A 16,837-nucleotide genomic window follows, 5' to 3' on the forward strand; every position below is an offset into this window, starting at 1 on the left:
CTTAATTTTCGTTAGTGATAATTAGTTTGACTAGATTAATTCTATTTTCTTCCATACTTTCTATTACAAAACGGAAAGGAGGACTACTCACTTCTTCTTTTAGTTGTGGAAAGTTTTCTGTAATTGACAAAATAAAACCTCCCAAAGTGTCGTAATCTCCCTCAGGTAAGTTTAAGTAATACTTGTCGTTAATGTAATCAATTTCAAGTCTTGCACTGAATATAAAGGTATCAGAAGCTACTCTTTCTTCCACCAAATCTTCATCATCATGCTCATCCTGAATTTCTCCAAATATTTCCTCTATAATATCTTCTAAGCTCACAATTCCTGATGTACCCCCGAATTCATCGACTACTAAAGCCAAGCTTTTGTGTTCTTGAATAAATTGTATCATCAACTCATTTGCAGGCATGGTCTCCGGCACTATTATAATAGGAGTTAAAATTTCCTTAATGGTTATAGGCTTTTTAAAGAGTGCGAGGGAATGACAATAGCCTATTACATCATCAATTGTATCCTTATATATCAATACTTTAGAATGCCCACTGTCGTTAAACGCATCCTTAAGTTCCTCAATCGTGTCTTCAATATCTACGGCAATCACCTCGGTTCGAGGAATCATGCACTCCCTTACCTTTATGGTTTTGAACTCCAAAGCATTGTTAAAAATCTTTTTATCCAACTCTACTTTACTTTCTTGATGATCAAGTTGGACTGTATTTTTGACGAAATGATCTAAATCAGTTAAGCCAAAAACAGGCTTGTCTTCTTCGTAGTTCAAGCGTAATACGTATTTAATAAAAACTTTTGAGAGGCTCACTATAAAAAAAACGATGGGATAAGTGATATAGTAAATAAGCCAAAGGGGTACAGCAAAAAAGGATAATAAACCGTTTGGGTTCAGTAAAAATATACTTTTGGGTGTGAATTCAGCAACGAACAATACAAAAATGGTCGCAATAAATGTTTGCGCTAATAAAATAAACACGTCATTTTGGAAGAAAAGAGGAAGATTGGAGATCAAAAGAGGTTCTATCATTTTAGCCATATAGATGCCATAAACCACTAATGAAATGGTATTTCCAATCAGCATTGTCCCAATAAAAGAGGAAGGCCTCTCTAAAAATTTAGAAAGGATCTTACCTGATATGATACCTTGCTGACTTTGCAGTTCTATATGCAACTTATTAGAGGATATAAACGCAATTTCGGTTCCTGAAAAAAAAGCAGAAAAGAGTAGAGAAACGATAATATATATTAAGTAACTGCTATCCATCTTCTATTTTGAACTATCCTCCGTTTTGTTTTTCTGTCTTAGGTATCTATGTAAAAGTAACAGACTTATGGACAACATAAAAATCCAATACGAATATTCAAAGCCTACCGTCATGGATTGGTGAATACCAATAATAAATAAAGCGAAAGCTAATCCAATAATAATGAAATTAGTTTTGGGTTGGTTTGGCTTGGTGTTTTTTAGCTTTCTTTTACTGTTCTTGGGGCTCATTAGGTATTTTTACGGTCTTTTTAATTGACTTCTTTTTAACGGGAGATGGTTTAGGTTTCTCACGATTTTTCAGGGCTGGTGAAGGTTTTTCACTCTTATCAGTAGTTTCCTTTTCATCCAAATAGATTGTACCACTTGGTTTGAGTATTCTGTAACTTGAAAAATCCTGTTTTGCTCTAAGCCCCGTTCCAGTGGAGATTTGATCTTCAGATTGTATTCTTACAAAGGTGTCAGTATATATTTCTTCTTTTGTTGGCTCCCAATACAGTTCCTCTGAATTTAGCTTCTTAGGATCAATATATCCAATCACTTCCACATTCCCTTCCGCTTTATAAACATTAGTTTCTTTAGTGAAATAAGCTGAATTTGCCTCCAATGTAGAAGACATTGTTCCATCTGGCTCGTAGAATTCAATGAAAATATCATTGGGAAATTCTCTATCGCCATTTTCAAATTCATATTGCTTAGAAGCATTCACAATTACTCTAACCTTCGCAGAATCGGAATAAAGAATTTTAACCGTATCTGCTTCCATAATGGGTCCAGTATACTTCTCAAAAGTCTTATTTTCCTCTAGTCCTGAAGAACAGGCTACTATGAAGAGAATAAATACGAAGTTTAGAAAATGTTTCATATTACAAAAATAAAAAAAGCGGTCAAGATATTGAATTCTAGACCGCTTTTGATATCAGTATTTAAAATTTAGTCTCTTATTCGCACCTGAACTGTTTCACCTATCCAACAGCCAACTTTTACCTCATCACCCACTTCATAGTCATAGTTGAAGATATCTTCGTTAGAAGGGAATTGCTCTTTAGCCACACCCATTCTATTGGCATCGCCTCCTTTTTGGTACATCTCATAAGCCGCAATGTAAACTGCTCTGTCCTTTACAACATCCTCGCCTCCTTTGCAGTCAGGATAACTTTTAAGATACAAATCTCCTATCAAAGTATACGCCTCTTTTCTGGAAGGATCTGCATCTAAAGCGTTATAGGCATATGTTCTCGCCTGCGCTTTATTACCTTGTTTCGAAGCAATGTCAGTTAACTCAATGTAAACATCGGCTTTCTTAATATTGTCCTCTGTATATTTTAAAGCCTCCTGAAAATATTTATTAGCTTCATCCAAATTTCCATTAGATTTAGACTTTAAGGCTATCAATCTTGATAATCCAAACTCAGGAGTATTTTTTTGTACTACTTTAGCTGCATCAATGAATGAATCAGAACTTGTGCAACCTCCCGCTAAAGCAAATTTCACAATTCTTTCAGCGTCTTCTAATTGTTTGCCGTCTTCTATAAATTTCGGGTAAAATTGCTGATCGATAACATTACAATCAATCGTTACTGAAGCATTGAATAATTTTTCAATGTAATCTCTAGCTTTTTGAATTTTTTGCGCACTTTCACCACTGGCTTGCATTTCATCCAAAATATCTTGGACTTGATCATAGATAGCAATTATATCCAAATCAGTAAGCGGACCTCCAGTTAGTTTATACCTTCTTGCTGCATCCATATAATAAATAGTGTTGGATGAAAAGCTCTTAGCACCAAGCATTTCGATAGCTTCCTTTTCTATCTCATACAGCTCTTTGTACTTGTCTTTTCTTTCTTTCCACACATTATATGCATCATTTGCCTTCCTGTTGGTTACATTCTCAACATCATTGAAATACTTCATCCTCAAGTCATACAAAAGGACAACGGAGTCTTGCATATTTTTTTGTGCTTGACCCGTAGTGGTCTCTGCCAGATTTTCATAGACTTTTACACCCTGAATATAAATGGAAGGATTAAGGTCCGGAGTTTCTTTCAGTAACCAATCTAATGGTGGCTTTGCAGCTTCATATTTTTCAGCTGTAAGCATATCTGAATAAAGCGCATTTTTCTCCATCGCCTTTGATTTCATATCTGGGTCTTCTGGCCAGTTCCATCCATCTTGACCAAGCATAGTTGCTTGTAGACCTATTAATAATGCTAGTGTTAATAGAATTCTCTTCATCTTTTTTAATATTTAATCAAACTGTCTTCGTAAAAACCATCTATCGTTAAAAGTAAAACTCAAATTAAAATTTAAGTAATTTTCTTGTACTAAATTATCTAGTAAAGTTCCTCTTTGACCTACTTCAAACGCTAAATTAACATTTGATATATTACTTATAGGTAGGGAAGTACCAAAAGTTATGCCAAACGAATTTATCGAGTTACTATTTATAACAAGCGGACCATTAGAAATGTTAAGTCCTGCCCTGTAAGTCACTCTTTCAAAATATTTTGTCCCTGATGCCGCATTGGGTGTGAATTCCCCTCCAACATTTAATTTCAGTTGCTCCCCAAAATTATTGTCAGATACTCCAAAGCTATTGTAAGCAGACCAATCTTGGTAGGAGAAATCTGCCAATATTGCCCAAGCATTCTGTTTCATATAGCTCAAACCTGCACTTATTTTTTGAGGAACCACAGTAGTTCCTTCTCTATCAGACTCTAAAAATGAATTATCAGTAGCTTCGGCTCGTAATGGGGTCTCTGCTGCACTTAAAAGCTGTAAAAATGAATTCCTTGTGGTGCTTAAGTTTGCCTGAAGATCATAAGTTACTCCTAAAGACAAGAAATTTTCTCCTAGTTTTTTAGTGAAATTTGTTCCAAACACAAATGAAAAATCAGAGAAATTGTCAGTATACTGGGCTGAAATCAAATAAGGTATCTCTATAGTATCCCCTTCATTGATGATGTCTTCATAAATAGTTCGGTCAGTAAGATTGCCAAAATTGTAATTAGCTTCCACACCAACAGCAATGTTTTTTGTGATGTTCCAACCATTGGCTAAACTAAATTGCGAAATGGTCCCCTCTCCTTCAAATTTGGATGTAGCAGCTTGAGGATCCATTATTTGGGTTGAACTTCCTCTCGAAATATCATATTTTTTTGAAGAAAGCGGCCTCAAAGCAACGGAAATACCATATTTACCGGGAACTATAGGGAATGCTAATGCTGCATATTTTAATCCACCATTGATTTGTGTAAAACGAGTTACTTCATCACTAATGTTATTTTGAGAAACGCTTAGGCCTGCTTCAAATGAAGTAAACCGTTGGCCACCCAATAAAGCAGGGTTTAGAACTGGGATGAACCACGGGCTTTGGTAAGCTATTCCTGCATTTCCCATCCCGTTGTTAGACACATACCCTTTTTCAGATAAAATCCCTATTCCATAAGCTGAATATGGGGAAGACATCTCTTGCGAGAAGGATGAGGAAATAAATAATATGGAAAGAATACTGGCAAATAAGCCGGTCTTAAAGTGACGCATTATATCTTAAAATTGCATTTAAACCCATTAAAACTAATTCAGGGATTGCAAAGATGGGGGCTTTTATTTTAGATTCAAAGAATTTTGCATCTCCACCGGTAATTAATGTCGTGAGCGGTGAATATTTCCTTTTAACTTCTTGAATATAAGCCTCTATCTCTGCCTGAATTCCGAAAACAACACCGCTTTGCATAGCGTCTTGAGTATTATCTGCTATATAATTAGCTATTGTTTCAGGTTCTACCAACGGCAAACGCGCAGTAAAATTATGCATACTCTTAAATCTCATATATAAACCTGGGGAAATGGCGCCTCCGTGATAAGTTCTTCCGCCTTCCAGAAACTCGTAAGTTATGCAAGTACCCAAGTCAATTATCAACATGTTTTCGCTAGAATATAAGCTCTGAGCACCCGCCACCGCTGCTAATCTATCTAAACCAATGGTTGCTGATTTATATCGATTTTCAAAAGGCAATGGGGTTGTAGAACTCAATAATAATGGATTATCCAGATTCGGTAACCGATTCAAAATATCTTCATATTGAAGATTCACACTCGAAACCACCACGGAACTCAGTTCTTTCGTAGCCAAGTACCGATTCAGATCAGTAAATGATTCAAAAGTTTTGGTAATTTCTATTCGGTCTTCCTTAAAAAATCCGATTTTAGTTTTAGTATTGCCTACATCTATGACTAAGTTCATATTTCCTTTTCTCAAAATTAAATAAATTTATGCAAAATCATATTTACAATGCGATTGGCTTAATGTCAGGAACCTCCTTAGATGGATTGGATATAGCGTTTTGCAGGTTTGAACTTTTACAGGATCAAAAATGGGATTGGGAAGTGCTAAATTGTATGACCAGAACCTATCCCGTTGAACTAAAATCAAAATTAAGCAAATCTAAAGAGCTAAGTGGCTTAGAACTTCATCTTTTAGATTTAGAATTAGGGAAGTGGATGGGAGAGGTTGGAAAGGAGTTTATTAAGGATCATAAATTGAAAGTTGATTTCATTGCTTCTCACGGTCATACTGTCTTCCATATGCCTGAAAATCAACTAAGCCTTCAAATTGGTAATCCTAACTTTATTCATGCGTTTGCAGAATGTCCTGTGATTTCGGATTTCAGGACCCTAGACATGGCAAGAGGAGGACAAGGAGCACCACTTGTACCTATTGGCGATGCATTATTATTTCCGAATTATGATTTTTGCATCAATTTGGGCGGTATAGCAAATGTATCTTATGCAGATCAAAATAATAAAAGATTAGCCTATGATATATGTGCTTGTAATATTCTCTTAAACAGTTTAGCAAAACTAAAGGGTTTTGAATATGACGAGCATGGTTTATTGGCTAAATCAGGGAAGGAAATTCCAGAGCTTTTGAAAGAGTGGAACAACTTTCATTACCTCAATAAGACCCCCCCAAAGAGCCTCGGCATTGAGATGATTGAACCTGAAATCCTCTCCAAAATTGATGAAAGCAGATATAGTGCTGGTGACATGCTGAAAACTGCAGTAAGTCATATCGCCACTCAAATTTGCAATGCTGTAGTTTCAGCAAAGAAGGGCGGTAAAATTTTGTTAACAGGCGGAGGAGCTCTGAATTCGTATTTAGTAGAGAAAATAGAATCAAAGCTGAGTAAGAATTATGAGATTGTAGTTGCTGAACGAAAGATTGTAGATTTTAAAGAAGCTCTAATTTTTGCTTTCTTAGGAGTTTTAAATGTCAGAAATGAATGGAATACCTGGGCATCAGTTACCGGTGCTCATGCTAATAGTGTATCTGGTCAAAAGCTAGGCAACATTTGAATTTAATTTTTGTAGTTTTGGCGTTTTGGAAACATCGGTGAATTTTTTTCATCAAGACTTTTTAATAAACGACTAAATCAAAAAATATGAAGGAACTCTTAGAGAAATTTGAGAATAAACGACCTGAAGTGGTATTTGAATGGAAGGATTCTGAAACGGAAGCCGAAGGTTGGGTGGTCATCAATTCACTGAGAGGAGGAGCTGCTGGCGGAGGAACCCGAATGAGGCCTGGCTTGGACAAACGCGAGGTGGAATCCTTAGCAAAAACAATGGAAGTAAAGTTCACTGTTTCAGGTCCTGAAATTGGAGGAGCAAAGTCGGGAATCAATTTTGATCCGAATGATCCAAGAAAGAAAGGTGTATTGGAAAGATGGTATAAAGCTGTATTTCCTTTATTAAAAAATTATTACGGGACAGGCGGAGATTTAAATGTAGATGAAATCCATGAAGTCATTCCAATTACTGAAGAATATGGTTTATGGCATCCGCAAGAGGGGGTGGTAAATGGACACTATAATGCTACTGAACCTGAAAAAATCAAGAAACTTGGCCAATTACGCCAAGGTGTTATTAAAGTAATTGAAGCTCCTACTTACAGCCCAGATGTAAGAAGAAAATACACAGTAGCTGATATGGTTACGGGTTTCGGAGTAGCAAAATCAGTTGAGCATTACTATCACATTTGGGGTGGTAAATTACATAAGAAAAGGGCCATCATCCAGGGATGGGGAAACGTTGGTGCTTCCGCAGCCTTCTTCTTGGCGCAAGCAGGAGTTAATATTGTAGGAATTATTGATAGAAATGGAGGGTTAATCAACGAAAATGGATTTTCGTTGGAAGAGATTACACATTTATTCTTGAACAGGAAAGGGAATGAACTGACTGCTGATAACTTAATTCCTTTTGACGAAATCAACGAAAAGATATGGGCTTTGGAAGCAGAAGTCTTTATTCCTGCCGCTGCTTCAAGATTGATCACTAAGCAACATGTGGAAGAAATGATTGATTCAAAGTTAGAAGTAATAGCGGCAGGTGCGAACGTTCCATTTGCTGATAAAGAAATATTTTTTGGCCCGATAGCCGATTATGCAGACAGCAGAGTGGCTGTTGTTCCTGACTTTATTGCTAATTGCGGAATGGCTAGGGTCTTTGCTTACCTTATGACCACAAATGCAGAAATTACGGATGAAGCCATTTTTGAAGACACTTCCAGAACAATTGAAAGGGCGCTCCGTAAAACTTTTGAGGCTAGTAACTCTAAGGTTAGTATTTCAAAGACTTCTTTTGAAATCGCATTAAGTCAATTAATTTAACATTTAATTAATCAATTCCCCATAAGTATATTAGAAGGAAACTTCCTAAATTGGGGATTCTTGAAAAATCATTTGCATGAGAACATCGATATTTTCTATTTCAGCAATAATTTTGACCTTTTTATTTTCTGTAATCTATACTCCCAAGGTATTTTCTGAGGAAGTAGCGGTAGATACTGAAATTGTAGATGAAAGTAATCAAGACGAGCATTCTAATGAAGTAGAAAATGAAGAAGAAGGGCATCATTCTGCTCCTGCATGGACAGTTATCCCTTTTGTATTGCTATTGTTAATGATAGCAACTGGTCCGCTATTCTATGAGCATTTTTGGCATAAAAACTATCCTAAAATTGCCGTTATTTTAGCCGTATTGGTTGTGAGTTATTATTTGTTTGTAATTCACAATATGCATAGCCCTGTGCATGCGGCTTTTGAATACATACAGTTTATATCATTATTAGCATCTTTGTATATTGCCTCTGGCGGAATTGTTATTACGGTAAATAAAAAGTCAACACCACTAGTCAATGTTGTGATGCTTTTAATCGGAGCTGTTGTGGCGAACTTAATTGGTACCACAGGAGCTTCTATGCTGTTAATTAGGCCGTTTATTCGGTTGAATAAAAACAGGATAAAGGCATATCATATAATATTTTTCATTTTCATGGTCAGTAATATAGGAGGATCATTGACTCCAATTGGTGACCCGCCACTTTTCTTAGGGTTTCTGAAAGGAGTACCATTTTTCTGGACACTGCAGCACAATTGGCCAGCCTGGATTTTTGCACTTACCCTTCTAGCAGTAGCGTTTTATTTTATTGATAGACGAAATAAATCAGGAGCTGAAGAAGATGAAAAGGAGGTTTTTGATAATAAAATTAGCATCACAGGAAAACGAAATTTCCTTTGGTTAGCGATTATTATAATTTCAGTTTTTATAGATCCAAATGTGTTCTCATGGGTTCCAGGTATTACATATGATGGACAGGAATTTTCTTACATCAGAGAATTGATTATGTTAAGTGTAACGTATTTATCGTATAAGTTTGCTAAAGATAAAGTGCATGAGCTTAATGAATTCAGTTTTGAACCTATTCGGGAAGTAGCTTTCATTTTTATAGGTATTTTTGGAACTATGATGCCCGCTTTGGATTTGGTTGGGGATTTTGCAAAATCTGAAACAGGAGCAGCATTAATTACTCATAATACGCTTTATTGGGGTACTGGTCTACTTTCTGGATTTTTGGACAATGCTCCTACATATTTGAATTTCTTAGCTGCAGCAATGGCCTCTCAGGGAGGCAGTATTTCGGTGCTTGCTGAAGTAACCCAATTCGCAAACGGAGGGGTTTTTTATGATTCCGTAGCTGACTTAACAGCAATTTCGATTGCTGCTGTTTTCTTTGGCGCAATGACCTATATTGGAAATGGTCCAAACTTTATGGTGAAATCGATCGCAGAACAAGTGGGAATTAAAATGCCGTCTTTTTTCGGCTACATTATTCGATTTTCAATACCCTTCTTATTGCCACTCCTCATTCTGGTATGGCTGCTCTTCATTAGGTAAGAATTAAGAAGGCAAAATAGATTTTTGCCTTCTTACCAAATAGAAAGTTTTTACTTCTGGCTATATTCTTTTACAGCTTCTATAAAATATTTGACATGATCTGGATTAATGTCTGGATAAACACCATGCCCTAAATTGGCTATGTGTCGTTCAGTACCGAAATGTTGCAACATATTTCTTGTATGTACTCTAATAGTGTTTTTATCAGCATAGAGCACACAAGGATCAAGGTTTCCTTGGAGGGTTTTATTTGACCCTACGATCTTCCTAACTTCTCTTGGGTTCATTGTCCAGTCTAGTCCTATCGTTTGATAATCGAGCTTACTTAAATCTGCGAACGCAGCATGTGCATCTTTTGCAAAAATTGTTTTGGGAACCTCTTGAATAGCATCCGCAATCTTCTTTAAATAAGGGATTGCAAATTCTTTATATTGGTCATGAGATAGGATTCCAGCCCAACTATCAAAAACCTGCACTAAATCTGCACCAGCCGATATCTGTGCTTTCAAATAAGCAATTGTACTGTCCGTTATTTTGCTTAAGAGTTGATGAGACAATTCAGGATCGGTATAAAGCATTGCTTTCGCTTTCGAGAACGTTTTGCTTCCAGATCCTTCTACCATATAAGCAAATATGGTCCATGGAGCACCTGCAAAACCAATCAGTGGAACTCTGCCGTTCAATTCCTTTTTTGTAATTTCTATCGCTTTAGTCACATAAGAGAGGCTTTCTTCAACATCCGCGACCCTCATTTTATCAACATCCGCTTTCGATTTAATAGTTTCTGGAAAACGTGGCCCCTTTTTTTCTATCATTTCATACGGCAATCCCATCGCTTCTGGGATTACTAGAATATCGGAAAAAATAATAGCTGCATCAACGTCTAGAATATCGACTGGCTGAATGGTTACCTCAGCTGCCAATTCCGGAGTCTGAGCCAGTTCAATAAATCCACTCACACTCGCTCTCACTTTTCTATATTCTGGTAAAATTCTGCCTGCCTGTCTCATCAGCCATACAGGAGTTCTTTCTACCTTTTCGCCTTTTGCTGCTCTCAGCAGCAGATCGTTTTTTAATTCCATGCTGCAAATATACATTCATATTATGCTTATGAATTATAATAATGCTAAACTTTTATGTTTCTTTACCGATTAAATCATTAGGCTAAATTTATACTATTATGTCAATACTTTTTAGTGAATTCAAAGAATGGAAAGAATACTGTGAGGAAAAAGGGGTGAAGCTTTTTGAGCCAGTTTTGGAGTATGAAAAAGATCAGAAGGGTAAGGATGCGGATTTTGTCTGGGAGAATTTGCAAAAAGCTTATGACGTAATGCGAGATGCTGTTAAAACTGGATTAGAAGAAGATATGCAATCTAGATCCGGAATGATTAACAATGGGGCAAAGAAAGTATACCAAAATCCTTTAACAGTATTAGATCCTAATTTTCAGAAATTGATCGCAAGGGCACTGGCGGCAAAAGAGGTTAATTCTTGCATGGGAAGAGTAGTTGCTGCTCCTACTGCTGGGGCAAGTGGTATTTTACCTGGCACGATGTTCACCTTGCAAGAAATCCATGGGTTAGAGGATAGAAAAATATTAGAAGGACTTCTGGTTGGTGCCGGAATTGCTTTGATTATTGAACAAAAAGCATCTTTAGCCGGTGCTGTTGGTGGTTGTCAAGCTGAAACTGGTAGTGCTGCTGCCATGGCTTCAGGTGCAATAGTATATTGTCTTGGAGGAGATATCGACCAAGTGTTCAATGCGGTCGCCATCACGATTCAGTGCATGCTAGGTTTGGTTTGCGATCCTGTGGCAGGGCTGGTAGAGGTACCATGTGTCGTGAGAAATGCAAGTGCAGCTGCTATAGCTAACTCTTCCGCGCAAATTGCTCTATCGAATGTAAGTGGAGTGATTCCAGTTGATGAGTGCGTAGATGCATTGGGAGAAGTTGGACAAAGCATGGAAACGAAATACAAAGAGACGGCTATGGGAGGTTTAGCTATGACATTGACTGGACAAAGTATTTCTAAAAAAGTATTGATTCAAGATATAGAGATGTTAGAAGACGAAGATAATGGGGAGTAGCTTTTTTGTAATTATGAAATGACATTAATGGTGTAGAAAATATAAATACCTACTAATATCAATCCTTCATAGCGATCAACGATCCTATTAAGAGCCATAAATGGTAATATTAGCAGGGTGATCCCCATCATCCAGATCATATCAGAATTAATAATAACATCACTGACTTCTATGTCAGCTATTAGACTTGTTATTCCTAATATTGATAAGATGTTAAAAATATTGGATCCCATTAAATTGCCTAAGGCCATATCCGTTTCCTTTTTGAAAGCAGCCACAACAGAAGTAACTAATTCAGGTAAACTTGTGCCCAAAGCTACAACAGTAATTCCTACGATCCGCTCACTGATTCCCATATAAATAGCGAGGTCTTTTGCACTATTGACAAACCAATCAGACCCGAAATATAATCCTGCACCCCCAATTGCGATAAGTGAAATATCTTTGAGCATGTTCTTCTCTGAAGCTGTAGAAGGTTCTTCAACCTCAATTCCTAAATCAACAGGGCTTATATGGTTTTTTCTTGATCTGCGAATGATAAAAAACATATAAAGAAGCAAAAGGGCGATAAAACCTATTCCCTCATAATCATTCACATAACCTTCCTGAATTAGAAAGTACAGTAATATAGTACAACCCATAGTCATGGGCCAGTCAATTTTAATGGAATCGGAATTGACTGGAATCGGGGCTATCAAAGCAGTTACTCCTAAAACTAATGCTAGATTACATATATTGGAGCCTATGACATTGCCCATAGTAATATCAGGGCTACCTGCCAAAGCAGCCTGAATACTAATTAATAGCTCAGGGGCAGAAGTTCCAAACGCAACAATTGTTACCCCTACCACTAAAGGAGACATTTTAAGTCGTAAGGCAATTCTAGATGCACCTCTCACTAATAATTCACCACCCAAAATAAGGACGGCCAAACCGACTAAAAGTAATATAGTGTTAGATAGAGGCATCTATAGTTTTAATGTGTGTGTTTTTGTCCGTAACTTAAGTCTCCAGCGTCTCCAAGTCCGGGTAAAATGTAGGCCTTCTCATTTAATTCACGATCTAAAGAACCTAAATAAATATCCAAGTCTAGTTCTAATTGCTCTTCAATGTTTTGAATGCCCTCCGGGGTTCCAATAGCTGAAGCAATGATGAATTTTTCAGGCTTACCGATTTTGCTTATATGATTAACTGCTTTGATTAAAGATTTTCCTGTAGCTAGCATCGGATCAGCAAGTATCACTGTCCTACCAGATATTGGGGGAAGCGCTTCATAGCCCATCGCAATTTCAAACTCATCTCCTTCACCATGTTGTCGAAATGCTCCAATAAAGCCTGAATCTGAGTGATCAAAAATATTAAGAAACCCTTGATGAAAGGGTAATCCGGCTCTTAAAACACTTACAATTACAGGGAAGTCGTGCATTAAAGCCACAGAAGTTTTCTCCAATGGGGTTTGGATTTCTTTATTTTGGAAATACAAAGTTTTTGAAATCTCATAGGCTAGTAATTCCGCTATTCTCTCAAGATTTCTTCTAAATCTATAGCGATCTTTTTGAATATCGATTTCTCTCAATTCAGCTAGAAAATGGTTCGCAATGCTATTTTCTTTGTCTAAAATATACATTATTGGAAGTAGAGTGACATTTTACGGTGTCAAAACCTAAATATAATTTTATTTTTTAAGAAAAAAATTAAAAAATGGAAATATCCCCGTGAGATTCTCAGTTCTGCTCTTAAAAGATTTTAACTTTGTGCTAATGATAAATTATAAACTACTTCAGCAATTATGCAATATTCACTCTCCATCAGGAGAAGAATATATGATGAAGAATTTCTTACTTCAATATATCAAGAGTCAGGAGTCCACCTGGAAAGTAAAGCCAAAGCTTTATCATGGTGAAGAATTCCAAGATTGTTTGGTGCTCGTTTTTGGGAAGCCTACAACCGCAGTTTTTGCCCATACTGATTCAGTGGGCTTTACAGTACGTTATGAAAATCAGCTTGTCCCTATAGGAGGCCCAGAGGCCAAGACTGGCTACCGATTAAAAGGGGAAGACTCCCTCGGCCCAATAGCCTGCGAGCTGGAATTAAATGAACAAAATCAGACCTTATATAAATTTGGTCGCGGCATTGATAGAGGTTCCAGTTTAACTTTTGAATGTGATTTTCGAGAAACAGATGATTACGTGCAATCTTGTTATTTAGACAACAGATTAGGTGTATTCAATTGTTTGAAATTAGCAGAAACCTTAGAAAACGGAATGATTGTATTCTCGACTTACGAGGAACATGGTGGGGGTTCAGTACCTTTCTTGGCGAAGTTCATGGTGGAAAAATATAACATTCATCAAGCTTTAGTATCGGATATTACTTGGGTAACGGAAGGCGTTGAGCATGGTAAAGGTGTGGCTATTTCAATGAGAGATCGCAATGTACCAAGACAATCTTTCGTTCAAATGATTATCAATATGGCCGAGAATTCCGGTATTCCATATCAGCTAGAAGTGGAAGCGAGCGGAGGCAGTGACGGACGGGAATTGCAAGAATCACCTTATCCAATTGATTGGTGTTTTATTGGGGCACCGGAAGATCATGTTCATTCTCCTGATGAAAAAGTACACAAAAAAGATATAGAAGCAATGATAGCTTTGTACCAATTTTTAATGAGTGAATTATAGTAATGGTTAAGATCATAGATAAGGAATTTATTCCGTACATAACAGCCCAAGAAATTAGTAATAGAATAGCTGAAATGGGTATTGAAATTAGTGAGACGTATAGAAATGAGAAACCACTTTTAGTCAGCGTCTTAAATGGTTCCTTCATTTTCACCGCGGATTTGATCAGGAGAATTGATACTCCAGTTGAGGTAACATTTATACGTGTTGCTTCTTACGAGGCCTTAAAAACGACTGGAAAAGTAAGGGAGATTTTAGGCTTAAAAGAAAACGTTTTTGGACGAGACATCTTAATTTTGGAAGACATAGTTGATACTGGTACTACCTTGGAGCATCTTTTAGAAGCTTTTAGAGATTTAGGGACAAAGTCGATTAAAGTCGCAACTCTTCTCCATAAACCTGATGCTCAGGAAAAAGCTGATAAACCGCATTTTATTGGTTTCGAAATCCCTAATAAGTTCGTTGTGGGATATGGATTAGATTATCAGGGGATGGGCAGAGAACTGGACGAAATCTATCAATTAAGATAAATTTAACAATTTTAAACATAAATCTTTTATATTTGATTTTCTATCTTGTAGAATGTCTTGATTAATTTCACAAAAAAGTATCTTTAGATGCTTATTTTAAAATAGTTGTAAAGTTTACTCATGTAATAGCCTATTAGGCTTTATTTAAAATACAATCATGTTAAATATTATATTGTTTGGCCCTCCTGGAGCGGGAAAAGGCACTCAAAGCGAAAAAATAATTGATAAATATAAATTAACCCACATTGCCACTGGCGATTTGTTTCGAAAGCATTTGGGTGAAGGAACTGATTTAGGAAAATTAGCCCAAAAGTATATGGATGAGGGTAATCTGGTACCTGATGAAGTGGTGATTGGAATGGTAGATGAAAAAATCAAAGATACCCAGAGCAGCAGCAGTGGATATATCTTTGATGGCTTCCCAAGAACAGTTCCGCAAGCAAAAGCTTTAGATACCCTATTGGAAGAAAAAGGCGAAAAAATTGCTGGAATGATTGCTTTGGATGTTCCTGAGGAAGAGCTAAAGAGTCGAATTAAAGAGAGAGGAAAAACCTCTGGAAGAGCTGACGACCAGAATGAAGCTAAAATAGAAAACAGAATAAAAGTCTATAAAGACGAGACACTACCTGTTGCCAATTATTATGACGGTGAAAACAAGTATGTCAAAGTCCATGGAGTCGGTTCTATCGAAGAGATCTTTTCTAAAATCAGCGCTGAAATAGATCGATTAAAATAGAGTTATTAGGGCTAAACCTATGCGAGCCCTAAATTTTGAAAAAACACTACTATATAGATAGCACAAATCAGTTTCTTTGTGCTATTTTTTAGTTTTATAGATTTTGGTTTATAAACTATTTTTGAAGTAAATCTTTTAATAATTCCTTAAATGCCGTCATTCTTCGTCAAAAACTTGGCCCGATTGATTTTCTGTCTTTTTAAATTAGCATAGTTCTCCTAAGCTCTGTGTCTGTAAGCTCTCTTACTAACAATTTTATTCTGAAAACTCCTACTCGTTCTCCCACTTGCAACTTATAGTGCAAGGCCTTTTCAGGAGTGCTGATTTTCCATACTATATTTGATAAAATCGATTTTGGAGTAAGCTATTTTAAGATGGGAGATGAAATCACAATTAGAAATCACCCAATCAACCGCATCAATTCTTTTCGGCTTTTCTGATAGGCATCGTAAAATCGGGATATAATTAAAGCATAACTGGCAAATAGAATAATGAGCGGAAAGACGATAGTTAATAAATCGTCATTTTGCGCAATTGAAATAAAGGAAAATAACAGCATTAGGACTATCCAGAATATTAAGAAATATTTAATACTTGGAAATAAGCCAAATTCCAGGTGTACAAGACTGCCGCTTTCCCCACCTTCTATATTCCCTTTGATCAAAGGAAGGAAATTATTGGGTCTGCTGACGATTTGAGAGATTGCAAAACCGCCTTTACCAACATGGCCATTAAATAGAAAAGCTTCTTCTTCAAAATCACCTAGTGAGCGATTTTTGAAAGATTGAAACTTAACGGGTTTTACGGCCAGCTTCATCCGTCTAATAATTTCATCTTGCTTATGCGGACTCAGAAACATTTCCGATTTAGCTGGCCATAACTGCATTATTTTATAGCTATGCAGCTAATTTCTACATTAACATCCTTAGGCAAACGGGCTACCTCTACAGTTTCTCTGGCAGGAGGATTATCTTTAAAATACAGTCCGTAAGCTTCATTTATCGTAGAAAAATTACCCATATCTTTTACGAATATGCTACACTTCACAACGTCAGAAAAGCCCAAACCAGCAGCAGAAAGTATTGCTTCTAGATTTTTCATCACCTGATGGGTTTCTTCTGTGATATTTTCATTAATTAATTCCCCTGATTGCGCATCCAAAGCTATTTGTCCGGAAACATATAAGGTATTACCTGCTAAGATAGCCTGATTATAAGGACCGATTGGTGCTGGTGCTTCTTTTGTTTGAATGATTTGTTTACTCATCTCGCTTTTTATGATTAG

17 protein-coding genes are annotated in these 16,837 nt (G+C 36.6%); 7 read left to right on the forward strand and 10 right to left on the reverse strand.

Annotated elements, in window-relative coordinates:
• Position 1: 1 nt before the first annotated feature.
• From B9Y84_RS14710 to B9Y84_RS14730, 5 genes are all read right to left on the reverse strand, one after another.
• Positions 2–1,276: a hemolysin family protein gene (locus B9Y84_RS14710; RefSeq protein ID WP_085518153.1), complete on the reverse strand. Its 1,275-nt coding sequence runs from the start codon at positions 1,274–1,276 to the stop codon at positions 2–4.
• A 211-nt stretch (positions 1,277–1,487) separates the two neighbouring features.
• Positions 1,488–2,141 (reverse strand): LPS export ABC transporter periplasmic protein LptC, encoded by a 654-nt coding sequence (gene lptC / locus B9Y84_RS14715; protein ID WP_085518154.1) that lies wholly within the window; start codon positions 2,139–2,141, stop codon positions 1,488–1,490.
• A 68-nt stretch (positions 2,142–2,209) separates the two neighbouring features.
• Positions 2,210–3,514: a tetratricopeptide repeat protein gene (locus tag B9Y84_RS14720; RefSeq protein ID WP_085518155.1), complete on the reverse strand. Its 1,305-nt coding sequence runs from the start codon at positions 3,512–3,514 to the stop codon at positions 2,210–2,212.
• A gap of 12 nt (positions 3,515–3,526) precedes the next feature.
• The gene (locus tag B9Y84_RS14725) at positions 3,527–4,822 is read right to left on the reverse strand and encodes a BamG family beta-barrel-assembly machinery protein (RefSeq protein ID WP_085518156.1); all 1,296 of its coding nucleotides are present in this window, start codon (positions 4,820–4,822) and stop codon (positions 3,527–3,529) included.
• Complete coding sequence (locus tag B9Y84_RS14730; protein ID WP_085518157.1) at positions 4,809–5,525, reverse strand: type III pantothenate kinase; 717 nt, start codon at positions 5,523–5,525, stop codon at positions 4,809–4,811. Before B9Y84_RS14730 ends, B9Y84_RS14725 begins: the two co-directional genes overlap by 14 nt.
• 29 nt (positions 5,526–5,554) lie before the next feature.
• Here B9Y84_RS14730 and B9Y84_RS14735 point away from each other — a divergent pair, with 29 nt between their 5' ends.
• The 3 genes from B9Y84_RS14735 (at position 5,555) to B9Y84_RS14745 (ending at position 9,517) form a co-directional block, all read left to right on the forward strand.
• Positions 5,555–6,637: an anhydro-N-acetylmuramic acid kinase gene (locus B9Y84_RS14735; RefSeq protein WP_085518158.1), complete on the forward strand. Its 1,083-nt coding sequence runs from the start codon at positions 5,555–5,557 to the stop codon at positions 6,635–6,637.
• A gap of 86 nt (positions 6,638–6,723) precedes the next feature.
• Positions 6,724–7,950, forward strand: coding sequence for a Glu/Leu/Phe/Val dehydrogenase dimerization domain-containing protein (locus B9Y84_RS14740; RefSeq protein WP_085518159.1), 1,227 nt, complete (start codon positions 6,724–6,726; stop codon positions 7,948–7,950).
• 76 nt (positions 7,951–8,026) lie between these two features.
• A complete protein-coding gene (locus B9Y84_RS14745; protein ID WP_085518160.1) occupies positions 8,027–9,517 on the forward strand; it encodes a sodium:proton antiporter in 1,491 nt (496 codons plus the stop codon).
• A 50-nt stretch (positions 9,518–9,567) separates the two neighbouring features.
• Here B9Y84_RS14745 and hemE read toward each other — a convergent pair whose 3' ends face one another.
• On the reverse strand, positions 9,568–10,599 hold the full coding sequence (gene hemE / locus B9Y84_RS14750) for a uroporphyrinogen decarboxylase (protein WP_085518161.1): 1,032 nt from the start codon (positions 10,597–10,599) through the stop codon (positions 9,568–9,570).
• Positions 10,600–10,697: 98 nt separating this feature from the next.
• Here hemE and sdaAA point away from each other — a divergent pair, with 98 nt between their 5' ends.
• A complete protein-coding gene (gene sdaAA / locus B9Y84_RS14755) occupies positions 10,698–11,606 on the forward strand; it encodes an L-serine ammonia-lyase, iron-sulfur-dependent, subunit alpha (RefSeq protein ID WP_085518162.1) in 909 nt (302 codons plus the stop codon).
• Positions 11,607–11,617: 11 nt separating this feature from the next.
• On the opposite strand, the gene B9Y84_RS14760 is transcribed toward sdaAA, so the two are convergent.
• A complete protein-coding gene (locus B9Y84_RS14760) occupies positions 11,618–12,574 on the reverse strand; it encodes a calcium/sodium antiporter (protein ID WP_085518163.1) in 957 nt (318 codons plus the stop codon).
• A gap of 8 nt (positions 12,575–12,582) precedes the next feature.
• The gene (gene upp, locus B9Y84_RS14765; protein WP_085518164.1) at positions 12,583–13,233 is read right to left on the reverse strand and encodes a uracil phosphoribosyltransferase; all 651 of its coding nucleotides are present in this window, start codon (positions 13,231–13,233) and stop codon (positions 12,583–12,585) included.
• Positions 13,234–13,366: 133 nt separating this feature from the next.
• On the opposite strand from upp, the gene B9Y84_RS14770 reads away from it, so the two are divergent.
• The 3 genes from B9Y84_RS14770 (at position 13,367) to B9Y84_RS14780 (ending at position 15,553) form a co-directional block, all read left to right on the forward strand.
• A complete protein-coding gene (locus B9Y84_RS14770; RefSeq protein ID WP_085518165.1) occupies positions 13,367–14,287 on the forward strand; it encodes a M20/M25/M40 family metallo-hydrolase in 921 nt (306 codons plus the stop codon).
• Between the two features lie 2 nt (positions 14,288–14,289).
• Positions 14,290–14,817, forward strand: a complete 528-nt coding sequence (gene hpt / locus B9Y84_RS14775) for a hypoxanthine phosphoribosyltransferase (RefSeq protein ID WP_085518166.1) — start codon at positions 14,290–14,292, stop codon at positions 14,815–14,817.
• A 157-nt stretch (positions 14,818–14,974) separates the two neighbouring features.
• Positions 14,975–15,553 (forward strand): adenylate kinase, encoded by a 579-nt coding sequence (locus tag B9Y84_RS14780; protein WP_085518167.1) that lies wholly within the window; start codon positions 14,975–14,977, stop codon positions 15,551–15,553.
• Positions 15,554–15,953: 400 nt separating this feature from the next.
• On the opposite strand, the gene B9Y84_RS14785 is transcribed toward B9Y84_RS14780, so the two are convergent.
• Complete coding sequence (locus tag B9Y84_RS14785; RefSeq protein ID WP_085518168.1) at positions 15,954–16,439, reverse strand: hypothetical protein; 486 nt, start codon at positions 16,437–16,439, stop codon at positions 15,954–15,956.
• Entirely contained in the window at positions 16,439–16,819 is a 381-nt protein-coding gene (locus B9Y84_RS14790; RefSeq protein ID WP_085518169.1) for a RidA family protein, read from the reverse strand. Before B9Y84_RS14790 ends, B9Y84_RS14785 begins: the two co-directional genes overlap by 1 nt.
• Between the last annotated feature and the right edge of the window lie 18 nt (positions 16,820–16,837).

The organism is Marivirga sericea, assembly GCF_900177665.1.
Taxonomy (GTDB): domain Bacteria; phylum Bacteroidota; class Bacteroidia; order Cytophagales; family Cyclobacteriaceae; genus Marivirga; species Marivirga sericea.